The organism is Pseudomonas sp. NPDC088885 (assembly GCF_044750025.1).
Classification (GTDB): domain Bacteria; phylum Pseudomonadota; class Gammaproteobacteria; order Pseudomonadales; family Pseudomonadaceae; genus Aquipseudomonas; species Aquipseudomonas rustica.
Genome location: NZ_JBIVJB010000118.1, coordinates 1 through 11561 on the forward strand (window position 1 = coordinate 1; position 11561 = coordinate 11561).

The following is an 11561-nucleotide window of genomic DNA, read 5'->3' on the forward strand; positions in this document are numbered from 1 at the left end:
AGGCTCAGGAATTGTTGATTTGTGCGGATCAGATTTTGGCTTTGCCTGCGGCTTCATCGCCTTCATGATCATGCGCCAGCTGGGTGAAATGATCGTCGAAGAGCCGGTGGCCGGTTCCTTCAGCCACTTCGCGCACAAATACTGGGGCGGCTTTGCCGGTTTCCTGTCGGGCTGGAACTGCTGGATTTTGTACATTCTGGTGGGCATGTCGGAGCTGACCGCGGTCGGCAAGTACATTCACTACTGGGCGCCGGACATTCCGACCTGGGCGTCTGCAGCAGCCTTCTTCGTACTGATCAACGCAATCAACCTGGCCAACGTCAAAGTCTTCGGTGAAGCCGAATTCTGGTTCGCGATCATCAAGGTCGTGGCGATCGTCGGCATGATTGCGCTCGGCAGCTACCTGCTGGTCAGCGGCAACGGCGGCCCGCAAGCGTCGGTAACCAACCTGTGGTCGCACGGCGGGTTCTTCCCCAACGGCGTCAGCGGACTGGTGATGGCCATGGCGATCATCATGTTCTCCTTCGGCGGTCTGGAAATGCTCGGTTTCACCGCAGCAGAAGCCGACAAGCCGAAAACCGTGATCCCGAAAGCGATCAATCAGGTCATCTACCGCATCCTGATTTTCTACATCGGCGCGCTGGTCATCCTGCTGTCGCTGACCCCTTGGGACAGCCTGCTGGAAACCCTCAACGCGTCCGGCGATTCGTACAGCGGCAGCCCGTTCGTGCAAGTGTTCTCGATGCTCGGCAGCAGCACCGCCGCGCACATTCTCAACTTCGTGGTACTGACCGCGGCGCTGTCGGTGTACAACAGCGGCACTTACTGCAACAGCCGCATGTTGCTGGGTATGGCCGAGCAGGGCGATGCGCCGAAAGGCCTGGCGAAGATCGACAAGCGTGGTGTGCCGGTGCGTTCGATTCTGGCCTCGGCAGCGGTGACCGTGATTGCCGTGTTGCTCAACTACCTGATCCCGCACAGCGCGCTGGAACTGCTGATGTCGCTGGTGGTTGCGACGCTGGTGATCAACTGGGCGATGATCAGCTTCTCGCACTTCAAGTTCCGTCAGCACATGAACAAGACGAAGCAGACGCCGCTGTTCAAGGCGCTGTGGTACCCGTACGGCAACTATGTCTGCCTGGCGTTCGTGGTGTTCATCCTTGGCGTGATGCTGCTGATCCCGGGGATTCAGATCTCGGTGTACGCGATTCCGGTGTGGGTCGTGTTCATGTGGGTTTGCTACGTGATCAAGAACAAGCGCAGCGCTCAAGCTGCGGTGCCTGCGACCGCGAAGTAAGCGCGCGCAAAAACAACAAACCCGGCCAAGTGCCGGGTTTGTTGTTTGGAAGTGTGGCTCTGAAGTGAAACCAGACCCTGTGCGAGGCCGCGGATCGTTCAATGAGGGGCAATAGCTGTACATTTATTTTCGTGAAAACCAGCGTTTTGGTTCATTTTGAGTCGGTATGCAGCATGAGTGAAGAAAGATGCTTACAAGCGCGATCCAGCCTACTACCTGATTGCCCTTAAGGATTGGTTTCAATACAGGAAAAAGGATGTCGTATCCGTATTTGACTGTGCTCAAATGGAACGAACCAAAAAAGAAGGCTGACATAAGAAAAATATAGAACCATTTCCACCTGAATTTTTTTCCTGAGAAATACCTGGATAAAAAATAAAAAGCTAAAAAAGTTATCAGGGAAAGTGTGAAGTATGAAGCTGAAACATATAAATTATGCATGGATTTTCTTTAGTTCCTTGTTTTTCTTTGTATTCTCTATGCATTGATATTTCCGTGAGGCTGTCGCTAACTCCCTCAAGGTTGCAAGGTGCAGAGACAACAAACCCGGCCAGAGTGCCGGGTTTGTTGTTAGGAGGGGTACTCTGGCATAGCCTTGTTCCTGGTGGCGCCAATACGTTGTCGCATCATGATCGGCGAGATCGAGTAGCTCTAAGGTGCCTGATTGAGATCAGCGCCCTTGATTTTCTTTGCTTGGAGTGCAAAACGTTTGAAGTATGGCACTTAAAAAAGCAATCCATCGAATCAGGTAGTTGTTTTCAATAAAGTCTTTGGATGAGTGAAAAAAAAGGATGTAGCCATAGTAAGCAACATTAAGCTGTATTGCCCCGCAAAGCATTAGCCCTGCAAAAAAAAACCAGAATATTTCAGGTTTAAGGTTGGGGCCTGAGATTTTTTTCGATGTTGAGTAAAAAAACCAAAATACAACTAGAGATGAAAATAAATATAGTGTTGTTGTAAGCGGTTGGTCAATCATCACTGCTTTTGTTCTCCTCGTACATTGAGTTGATTGTTATTGCGTCTGAGAGGGCCTCGAGAGACAGTGCTGATTTGCTTGCTTTTTCATATCCGCGTATGTAATCAGCTCGTATATATCTGAACAATCGCCATGCGTCTGGCTTTAACACCTGACCGGCAACACCGTATACAGAAAGCCCTAAGTCAACGACCCCATAGGCCATGTTTCCTTCAAACTCCCCGGCGCCAATCAATTCTGCGGCCTCTTGATAACCTTTCCGGACTGGCCCCTGCGTATCTGAGCGATCCTCCCATAAGTTTCGCCCATTCTCATATACGTTGTTCGCCCCATGGAGCATCAAAGGCGTACCTGCGAGTAGACAAAGTGTGCCCGCGGATCCATAGCAGATCCCGGCACCCGCTGCGAACTGGAGCGCTCCGGCGATTGCTCCCACGCCTTTTTTAGCGACCTCCAATGACTGGCTTAATAGACTGCTCTGTTCATTCTTAAGATCCTTTAAAGCCTGCTCAGGACTTTTTTCCCCTTGAGCAACTGCATCAACAATGCTTTTAGCGTAGTAAGAAACCTCTCTACCAAATTGCAAGCGTAGCGTGCCGTCCTGAATGTGCCTGGCACCCAATGTGCAGGCTTGGCTTCCAAGCCTTCTTGCTGCTTCACTGACAAGCCAATAATCGCAACTACCGGGTTTGCATTCACCTATGGATTTCATGCCTCGTTTCCCCAGGTGCTGTGGCCGCTGGTTCCTGCTGAGTGGTGTACCCAGGTGATCTCCCTGTAGCGAATAGCCAGGTGTTCCTGCGGCTCTGCATCGTTTTGCAAAACAGAGTGAGGCATCTCAAGCGTCAGATCGGCAATAACACCGCCAGTAATCGAGATGGAATAAAACTTCTCCTGTATGCCAAAGGAGGACACGCGATAAAAGTTAATCGTGCAGTCTATTTTTTCTCTGGTTGATAGCGCTTGAGCGAGAAGTGGTGAGGATTTGTCGACGTTTTTAGTTATGATGAGAGGGCTGTGTGTTGGCTTATTGATGTTTCCGATATTGGCCATGTTATGGCTGTAAGACAGCACCATGACTTCGTCTGTATGTCCTGCCTGATATTTATTGCCAATAGAGTCTGCGCTTGAACAGCCCGCGGAAATCAAACCTTGAGTTTTACCTGTGATGGACATGTATCCGTGGTTGGCCATTTTTGACACTCCCTTAGTCGACCTGAAATTGTATTACAAGGACTTGGGGCGTTATGTAGGGCGTTTCTGAAAAGCATGTTTTTCTTCTGGCTGGCGCTATCTCGTGTGCTCAGGCCCTTATCAATCAGGTCTACCCTGTATCCCGCTCAGGCATGGGATCGGTTTCGCGGTATCCTGCACGCTCTGAATACGGACGCTTTTCCATGCTGGTGATTTCCAACAATGTGCATCTGCCGGATGCCGAGATCGAATTGACCGCCATCCGCGCGCAAGGCGCGGGTGGGCAGAACGTCAACAAGGTCTCCAGCGCCATGCACCTGCGCTTCGACATCCCGGCCTCATCCTTGCCCGAGTTCTACAAGGAGCGGCTGCTGGCGCTGCGCGACAGTCGCATCACCAGCGACGGCGTGTTGATCATCAAGGCGCAGCAATACCGCACGCAGGAGGCCAACCGCGCCGATGCGCTGGAACGGCTGGTCGAGCTGATCCTCAGCGCCACCAAAGTCGAAAAGAAACGCCGCCCGACCAAGCCGACCCTTGGTTCAAAGAAGCGTCGACTGGAATCGAAAACCAAACGCGGCAGCATCAAGGCCGGGCGCGGCAAGGTGGATTTTTAGTCTTCGCGGTACTTGGCGGTGTGCTTGTACAGATAGACGCTTAGCGCCAAACCGCTCACCGCGGCGAGAGCGGCGAACAGGAAGATCGAGGCAAATCCGAATCCCGCCGCAATCGCCCCGGCCAATGGCCCGGTGATCCCCAGCGACAAATCGATGAACAGCGAATAAGCCCCGACCGCCGCGCCACGGCTGGACGCCGGCACCAGATTTACTGCCTCTACGCCCAACGCCGGGAATACCAGCGAGAAGCCGAAACCGCTTAACGCCGCGCCGGCCAATGCCCAGTGCGCGTCCGGGGCGAGCCACAACAGCAGCAGGCCGAGAGTTTCCACGGACAGACAGGCAATCGCCACGCGAAAGCCGCCGAGGCGGTTGATCAGGTTGCCGAACAGCAATCGCGCACCGATGAAACTCGCGCCGAACAGGCTCAGGCACAGCACGGCGTTTTCCCAGTGCTGAGTCGCGTAATAGAGGGTGATGAAGGTGGCGATGGTGCCGAAACCGATCGAGCCCAGCGCCAGGCCGCAGCCGTGGGGAAATACTTTACCGAGCACGTGCATGAACGGCAGGCGTTCGCCGGCGACAATCGGCGCGGCGGTTTTCGGCCACGCCAGCGCCAGACCGAGAATGGCCAGCAAGATGATGCTGACGCCCATGCTCCACAGCCCTAGCTCGCCAACCAGCCATACGCCGAACGGTGCGCCGATCGCCAGTGCGCCATAGCTGGCGATGCCGTTCCAGGAAATAACCTTGGCGGTGTTGGCCGCACCCACGCGGCCGATGCCCCAGCCAATTGAACCCGAGCCAACCAGGCTTTCAGCGCTGCCCAGCACCAGTCGGCCAATCAACAGACTGATCAAACTGAGCATCGGCATGTTCGGTGTCCACGCCGAAATCAGCATGAACACGCCGCTCAAGCCACAACCGGCCAGGCCAATCATCACCGCGCGTTTGCTGCCCTTGTTGTCGATGATCTTGCCCGCGTACGGACGGCTGAGCAGGGTGGCGAGGTATTGCACGCTGATTACCAGCCCGGCGATTACTGCGCCGAAACCGAGATCGCTGTGGACGTAACCCGGCAGCACCGCCAGCGGGATGCCGATGTTGAGGTAACCAATAAAGGTGAACAGGACGATGGAAACGACTTGCAGCGTAACCGCCAGGGGGCGCTGGGGCTCGGACATAGAGGACGACATGGGTAAAGATCCACGGGAGCGGCAGATTAGATAGGCTGCTTATGATACCGGCGTGGAGGAATCTGGGGCGGGGAAAAGTAAAACTATTTGCCGGATGGCAGATTCACGGCTTGGCCGGCGCAACCAGTTGCGTGGTGACGAGTGCGGCAAGGGCGTTTTCTTCAGTGCCAAAACGGGCGAGCAGGGCGGCCTGTTTCTCGGGTGAGAGACGGTTCCAGATATCGATCATCTTCTCGGTGGCACCGATCAGCACGGCGGCTTGGCTTTCGGAGAATTCGTCAGTCATGGCGGGCTCGGGTTCAGGCAGTGTGGAAAGCGCATGTTAGCGCTTTCCACACGGTCTGTACGACGGGTCTTACTCTTCGTTGTCGGCCGGACGGCTCTCAACGGCTTCTTTCGGCTCGGGCTGTTGGGCGCCGGCTTGTTGCGTGGTCGTCTGCTCAGGTACGTGCAGGCTTGGGAAGGGGAGATTAGGAATCTCGTGCATGGTTGCGCTCCTCGCTAAGTCTGTTGATAGATCTGGTAGATCCGCGCTTTTACAAAGCCTGCGCAGGATACAGCAGGAAAAATGACAATCAGACTTTTAATTGAAAATAATGCGACAGATGGCCGCAGGGGGGAGCAAAAACTGTGGTGATTGATCGTCCCCACGCTCTGCGTGGGAACGCCTCAATGGACGCTCTGCGTTCGCTGTTGGGACGCAGAGCGTCCCGGGCTGCATTCCCACGCGGAGCGTGGGAACGATCAACTGTAGGAGCTGCCGAAGGCTGCGATCTTTTAATCCTGCTTTAGAAACAAGATCAAAAGATCGCAGCCTTCGGCAGCTCCTACAGGGGGATTGCGGTGTTCTGACTATTTGCTGACGCTGGCGATGGCTTCGGCGAGCAGCGCGAGGCGGGTGGCGTCGATGCCGGCGACGTTCGCGCGGCCCGAGCTGACCATGTACACGCTGTGATGCTCGCGCAGTTGTTTCACTTGCTCCGGCGACAAACCAGTGTAAGAAAACATGCCGCGCTGCACGCCAATGTGCGCAAAACGTTCGCGCAGACCGTGCGGTTCCAGCGCTTCAACCAATCCGCTACGCAGTTGCGCAATACGCAAACGCATGGCTTCCACTTCATCAGCCCAGCGCGCTTTCAGCTCTGGATCAGCGAGGATCGTCGCAACAACAGCAGCACCATGATCCGGCGGTGTTGACCACAAGTTACGGGCGATGTTGGCCAGTTGACTGCGGATGTCGATGAGCTTGTCAGCGCTTTTCGCGCAGACAATCAGCGCACCGGTGCGATCGCGATACAAGCCGAAGTTCTTCGAGCAGGAACTGGTGATCAGCAGCTCGGGGATCTCGGCCGCGAACAACCGGGTCGACCACGCATCCTGTTCCAGACCGTCGCCAAAACCCTGGTAGGCAAAGTCGATCAGCGGCAGCAGATTGCGGCTGCGCACCACGTCGAGCACGCGCTGCCAGTCGTCGTGGTTCAAGTCGAAACCGGTCGGGTTGTGGCAGCACGCGTGCAGCAGCACCACATCACCTTTCGGCACTTCGTTGAGCACGGAGAGCATGGCCTCGACGTCGAGGCGGTTGTCGCTGCCCACGTACGGGTAGTGACTGACCTTGACCCCGGCCGCAGCGAAAATGGTTTCGTGAATCGGCCAGGTAGGGTTGCTCAACCATACCCCTTTGCCTGGCAGGCACTGGGCGATGAAGTCAGCGGCCAGACGCAGCGCACCAGTACCGCCCGGCGTCTGGGTGGCGCCGGCACGTTGTTCGGCGATCAGTTTCGAGTCGGCGCCAAGCACCAATTCGTTGATGACTTTGCCGAACAGCGGGTTGCCGTGGCCACCGATGTAGGTCTTGGTGTCCTGGCTTTCGACCAGTCGCGCTTCGGCGATTTTCACCGCTTCCGGGATCGGCGTCAGGCCCTGGGCATCCTTGTAGACGCCAACGCCCAGGTCGAATTTGCGCGGGTTGGAGTCCTGCGCATACGCCTCCATCAAGCCGAGGATCGGGTCGCCGGGTACCCGGCCGATGGCGTCGAAGTGCATTACTTGCGTCCTTCTGCAGTCTTGGCCACTTCGTCAGTGCGCGCGGCCATGATGAAGTCGTTGCGGTGCAGGCCTTTGATCGAGTGGCTCCACCAGGTCACGGTGACTTTGCCCCACTCGGTCAGCAGGCCCGGGTGGTGACCTTCGGCCTCGGAGATTTCACCGACGGCATTAGTGAACGCCAGCGCGTGCTTGAAGTTCTTGAACAGGAAAACTTTCTCCAACTGCATGATGCTGTCGCGAACTTCGATGTTCCAGTCAGGGATCTGCTTGATCAGGATCGGCAGTTCTTCGTCGCTGACTTGTGGCGCATCGGCGCGGCAGGCTTCGCAGTGGGCTTGGTTCAATGTGGACATGGTCGGTTCCTGAATTCGATTCTTGTTGGAAATTACTATCTTTGCGCGCAAGTCGCGAGCGGGTTTTGCTCAGGCCGCTTTCGGCTTTGGCGGAAATTTTGGCGCGTGCAGACCCAGCTGCATGCCGTGTTTGACCATGGCCATGATGTCTTCATGGGCCACGTCAAACAGGCGCTTGAGGTTCGGCAGGACGAAGTACAGCGGTTGCAGGATGTCGATGCGGTACGGCGTGCGCATCGCTTCGAGCGGGTCGAAGACTTGATGCTCAGGCTCGTCCGACAGCGAATAAACGGTTTCTTTTGGCGAGGACAAAATGCCGCCGCCGTAGATGCGTTTGCCCTGCGGGGTGTCGACCAGGCCGAACTCGATGGTCATCCAGTACAGACGCGCCAGGTACACGCGTTCTTCCTTGGTCGCTTGCAGGCCGAGTTTGCCGTAGGTGTGGGTGAATTCGGCGAAATACGGGTTGGTCAGCAGCGGGCAGTGGCCAAAAATCTCGTGGAAAATGTCCGGCTCTTGCAGGTAGTCCAGCTCTTCGCGAGTACGGATAAACGTCGCGACCGGAAACTGCTTGCTGGCGAGCAATTCAAAGAAGGTCTGGAAAGGAATCAGCGCCGGCACGCGGGCGACCTGCCAACCGGTGGTCTCGCCGAGCACCTTGTTGATCTCGCCGAGTTGCGGAATGCGGTCGTGGGGCAGACCGAGTTTCTCGATACCGTCCAGATACTCCTGGCAGGCACGCCCTTCGATCACTTTCAACTGGCGAGTGATCAGCGTGTTCCACACCGCGTGTTCTTCGGCGGGGTAGTCGATAAAACCTTGCGCATCGGGCTCGCGGGCCACGTATTGCGTCTGCTTCATACTGCTCTCCTGCTAGGGGAATTCGTTCTTGTTATGTCCAGCGATGGACTCAGAATTACCTGAGAGAGAGGTTGTGTGCAGTAGGTTGGATCGCGACCGCGTAGGAAATTTCCGTGGATTTCGTAAATTTATCGTTACGGTTAGGCGTTATCGCGCATTTACGGCGATTCGCCGGTTTGAAAAGGTCGGCGACTGTCACATAATCTTGACAACTGTTTGCGCACCACCAAAGAAAACTGGCGGCGCTGTCCCTTGTGGGAGCGAGCCTGCTCGCGAAGGCGATCTGCCTGATACCTCTAATGGTGGATGTGCCGCCGCCTTCGCGAGCAGGCTCGCTCCCACAGTAGGTTGTGTTTAATCCCCAATTTTGTCGGGTCTTTTATATGCGTATCAAAGTCCACTGCCAGAACCGCATCGGCATTCTGCGCGACATCCTCAACCTGCTCGTGGCCTACGGGATCAACGTCGCGCGGGGCGAGGTCGGTGGTGAGCATGGCAACGCGATCTACCTGCACTGCCCGAACCTGATCAACATCCAGTTCCAGGCCCTGCGCCCGAAATTCGAGGCGATTGCCGGGGTGTTCGGCGTCAAGCGCGTCGGGCTGATGCCAAGCGAACGGCGGCACATGGAATTGAACGCGTTGCTCGGCGCGCTGGAGTTTCCAGTGCTGTCGATCGACATGGGCGGCTCGATCGTCGCGGCCAACCGCGCGGCGGCGCAGTTGCTCGGTGTACGCGTCGATGAAGTGCCGGGGATTCCGCTGTCGCGCTACGCCGAAGATTTCGATTTGCCGGAACTGGTGCGCGCCAACAAATCGCGAATCAACGGCATGCGCGTGAAGGTCAAGGGCGACGTCTTTCTCGCCGACATCGCGCCGCTGCAATCGGAACACGACGACAGCGAAGCCATGGCTGGCGCGGTACTCACCTTGCACCGCGCCGACCGTGTCGGCGAGCGTATCTACAACGTACGCAAACAAGAACTGCGTGGCTTCGACAGCATCTTCCAGAGCTCGAAAGTCATGGCCGCCGTGGTGCGTGAAGCGCGGCGCATGGCACCGCTCGACGCACCGCTATTGATTGAAGGCGAAACCGGTACCGGCAAGGAATTGTTGGCGCGTGCCTGCCACCTCGCCAGTCCGCGCGGGCAATCGCCGCTGATGGCGCTTAACTGCGCCGGACTGCCGGAGTCGATGGCCGAGACCGAGTTGTTCGGCTACGGCCCCGGTGCGTTCGAAGGTGCGCGTGCGGAAGGCAAACTCGGTCTGCTGGAATTGACTGCGGGCGGCACGCTGTTTCTCGACGGCGTTGGCGAAATGAGCCCGCGCCTTCAAGTGAAGCTGCTGCGCTTTTTGCAGGACGGTTGCTTCCGCAGGGTCGGCAGTGATGAAGAGGTTTATCTGGATGTGCGGGTGATCTGCGCGACGCAGGTCGACCTGTCTGAATTGTGCGCGCGCGGCGAGTTTCGTCAGGATTTGTATCACCGCTTGAACGTGCTCTCGCTGCACATTCCGCCGTTGCGCGAATGCCTTGATGGGTTGACGCCGCTGGTTGAACATTTCCTCGATCAGGCCAGTCGTCAGATCGGTTGCCCGTTGCCGAAACTGGCGCCGGCGGCGATGGATCGGCTCAGTCATTACCATTGGCCGGGCAATGTGCGGCAACTGGAGAACGTGTTATTTCAGGCGGTTTCGTTGTGTGATGGCGGGACGGTGAAGGCTGAGCATATTCGCCTGCCGGATTACGGCGTGCGTCAGCCGCTTGGCGATTTTTCGCTGGAGGGCGGGCTGGACGAGATTGTTGGGCGCTTTGAAAAAGCGGTGCTGGAGCGGCTGTATTCAGAGCACCCGAGCAGTCGGCAGTTGGGTAAGCGGCTTGGGGTTTCGCACACGACGATTGCCAACAAATTGCGCGAATACGAGGTCGGCAAAGACTCGGGCAGCGCATGATCGTTCCCACGCTCTGCGTGGGCATGCAGCCCGGGACGCTCCGCGTCCCAAAGCGGACGCAGAGCGTCCATTGAGGCATTCCCACGCGGAGCGTGGGAACGATCATGTAGGAGCTGCGGCACGCTGCGATCTTTTGATCTGTTGCCGCCAAGCGGCATAACACCGCCGGTTTTTCGACTTCGATACATTTCCCCAATCCTCTAAATCTCCCCCAAGTCCTTTGTTTACCGGGTCGCGCGCCGCCAGAAAAAAGTTGGTCTGCAAATTGCTTATGGCTCAGCAGTACAGCAGTGGGCGGCAAACGTCCGGCATGCAGAGGAAAGAGTGTGGACAAGTACCTTTATGTGGCAATGACCGGTGCCAGCCAGAACGCGCTGGCGCAAAAGGCGCATGCCAACAACCTGGCGAACATCTCCACCAACGGTTTTCAGAAGGACCTGGAGCAGGCCCGTTCGATGCCAGTGTTTGGTGACAGCTTTCCGGCGCGTGCGTTTGCCATGAGCGAACGTCCGGCCACTGACTTCTCGCCGGGCTCTCTGGTCGAGACCGGTCGCGACCTCGACGTCGCCGTGACCGGCAACGGTTTCATCGCCGTACAGAACCCGAACGGCGGCGAAAGCTACGTGCGCACCGGCAGCCTCAACATCGACGCCCTCGGCGTATTGCGTGCCGGCAACGGCATGGCGGTGATGGGCAATGGCGGGCCGATTGCCGTGCCGCCCGAGCAGCAAGTCGAAGTCGGTGAAGACGGCACCATCAGTATTCGTGCGATGGGCGAAGGCCCGCGCGTCATGGCGGAAGTCGACCGGATCAAACTGGTCAACCCGGACATCAAGAACATGAACAAGGGCCTCGACGGCTCGATTTACACCAAGGACGGCCAGCCTGCGCCGGCCGATGCCAACGTCAAACTGGTCTCGGGTTTCCTGGAGTCGAGCAACGTCAACGCCGTCGAAGAGATGACCTCGGTGCTGGCCCTGGCCAAGCAGTTCGAGTTGCACGTCAAGATGATGAACACCGCCAAAGACGACGACCAGGCCATGGCTCGGGTCTTGCAGATCAGCTAATT

The 11561-nt window shown here is 57.0% G+C and carries 13 protein-coding genes; 4 read left to right on the top strand and 9 right to left on the bottom strand.

Annotation, left to right across the window (positions count from 1 at the left end):
• Positions 1-1297: amino acid permease (locus tag ACIP1X_RS25635; RefSeq protein WP_400755668.1), on the top strand; the 1297-nt coding region annotated here is incomplete at its 5' end.
• A 670-nt stretch (positions 1298-1967) separates the two neighbouring features.
• On the opposite strand, the gene ACIP1X_RS25640 is transcribed toward ACIP1X_RS25635, so the two are convergent.
• The 3 genes from ACIP1X_RS25640 to ACIP1X_RS25650 are packed head-to-tail and all read right to left on the bottom strand — an operon-like array spanning position 1968 to position 3467.
• On the bottom strand, positions 1968-2273 hold the full coding sequence (locus tag ACIP1X_RS25640; RefSeq protein ID WP_400755669.1) for a hypothetical protein: 306 nt from the start codon (positions 2271-2273) through the stop codon (positions 1968-1970).
• Complete coding sequence (locus ACIP1X_RS25645) at positions 2266-2985, bottom strand: DUF4225 domain-containing protein (protein ID WP_400755670.1); 720 nt, start codon at positions 2983-2985, stop codon at positions 2266-2268. The genes ACIP1X_RS25640 and ACIP1X_RS25645 overlap by 8 nt, the downstream gene beginning before the upstream one ends.
• On the bottom strand, positions 2982-3467 hold the full coding sequence (locus ACIP1X_RS25650; RefSeq protein WP_400755671.1) for an Hcp family type VI secretion system effector: 486 nt from the start codon (positions 3465-3467) through the stop codon (positions 2982-2984). The genes ACIP1X_RS25645 and ACIP1X_RS25650 overlap by 4 nt, the downstream gene beginning before the upstream one ends.
• 203 nt (positions 3468-3670) lie before the next feature.
• Between ACIP1X_RS25650 and arfB the strand changes: the two genes are divergently transcribed.
• A complete protein-coding gene (gene arfB / locus ACIP1X_RS25655; protein WP_007920134.1) occupies positions 3671-4084 on the top strand; it encodes an alternative ribosome rescue aminoacyl-tRNA hydrolase ArfB in 414 nt (137 codons plus the stop codon).
• Here arfB and ACIP1X_RS25660 read toward each other — a convergent pair.
• The 6 genes from ACIP1X_RS25660 to phhA all read right to left on the bottom strand — a co-directional run bounded on the left by ACIP1X_RS25660 (position 4081) and on the right by phhA (position 8543).
• Positions 4081-5268, bottom strand: coding sequence for an MFS transporter (locus tag ACIP1X_RS25660; protein ID WP_178124172.1), 1188 nt, complete (start codon positions 5266-5268; stop codon positions 4081-4083). The two genes, arfB and ACIP1X_RS25660, sit on opposite strands and share 4 nt — an antisense overlap.
• 115 nt (positions 5269-5383) lie before the next feature.
• The gene (locus ACIP1X_RS25665; RefSeq protein WP_053118279.1) at positions 5384-5566 is read right to left on the bottom strand and encodes a hypothetical protein; all 183 of its coding nucleotides are present in this window, start codon (positions 5564-5566) and stop codon (positions 5384-5386) included.
• 69 nt (positions 5567-5635) lie between these two features.
• Positions 5636-5767, bottom strand: coding sequence for a hypothetical protein (locus ACIP1X_RS25670; RefSeq protein WP_008088845.1), 132 nt, complete (start codon positions 5765-5767; stop codon positions 5636-5638).
• A gap of 365 nt (positions 5768-6132) precedes the next feature.
• A complete protein-coding gene (locus tag ACIP1X_RS25675) occupies positions 6133-7326 on the bottom strand; it encodes an amino acid aminotransferase (protein WP_400755672.1) in 1194 nt (397 codons plus the stop codon).
• A complete protein-coding gene (locus ACIP1X_RS25680; protein WP_003222798.1) occupies positions 7326-7682 on the bottom strand; it encodes a 4a-hydroxytetrahydrobiopterin dehydratase in 357 nt (118 codons plus the stop codon). The genes ACIP1X_RS25675 and ACIP1X_RS25680 overlap by 1 nt, the downstream gene beginning before the upstream one ends.
• Before the next feature lie 69 nt (positions 7683-7751).
• Positions 7752-8543 (bottom strand): phenylalanine 4-monooxygenase, encoded by a 792-nt coding sequence (gene phhA, locus ACIP1X_RS25685; protein ID WP_400649043.1) that lies wholly within the window; start codon positions 8541-8543, stop codon positions 7752-7754.
• Between the two features lie 383 nt (positions 8544-8926).
• On the opposite strand from phhA, the gene ACIP1X_RS25690 reads away from it, so the two are divergent.
• Both ACIP1X_RS25690 and ACIP1X_RS25695 read left to right on the top strand, forming a co-directional pair.
• On the top strand, positions 8927-10492 hold the full coding sequence (locus ACIP1X_RS25690) for a sigma-54-dependent transcriptional regulator (protein ID WP_212544211.1): 1566 nt from the start codon (positions 8927-8929) through the stop codon (positions 10490-10492).
• A 326-nt stretch (positions 10493-10818) separates the two neighbouring features.
• Positions 10819-11559 (top strand): flagellar basal body rod protein FlgF, encoded by a 741-nt coding sequence (locus ACIP1X_RS25695; RefSeq protein WP_053118297.1) that lies wholly within the window; start codon positions 10819-10821, stop codon positions 11557-11559.
• Positions 11560-11561 lie beyond the last annotated feature (2 nt).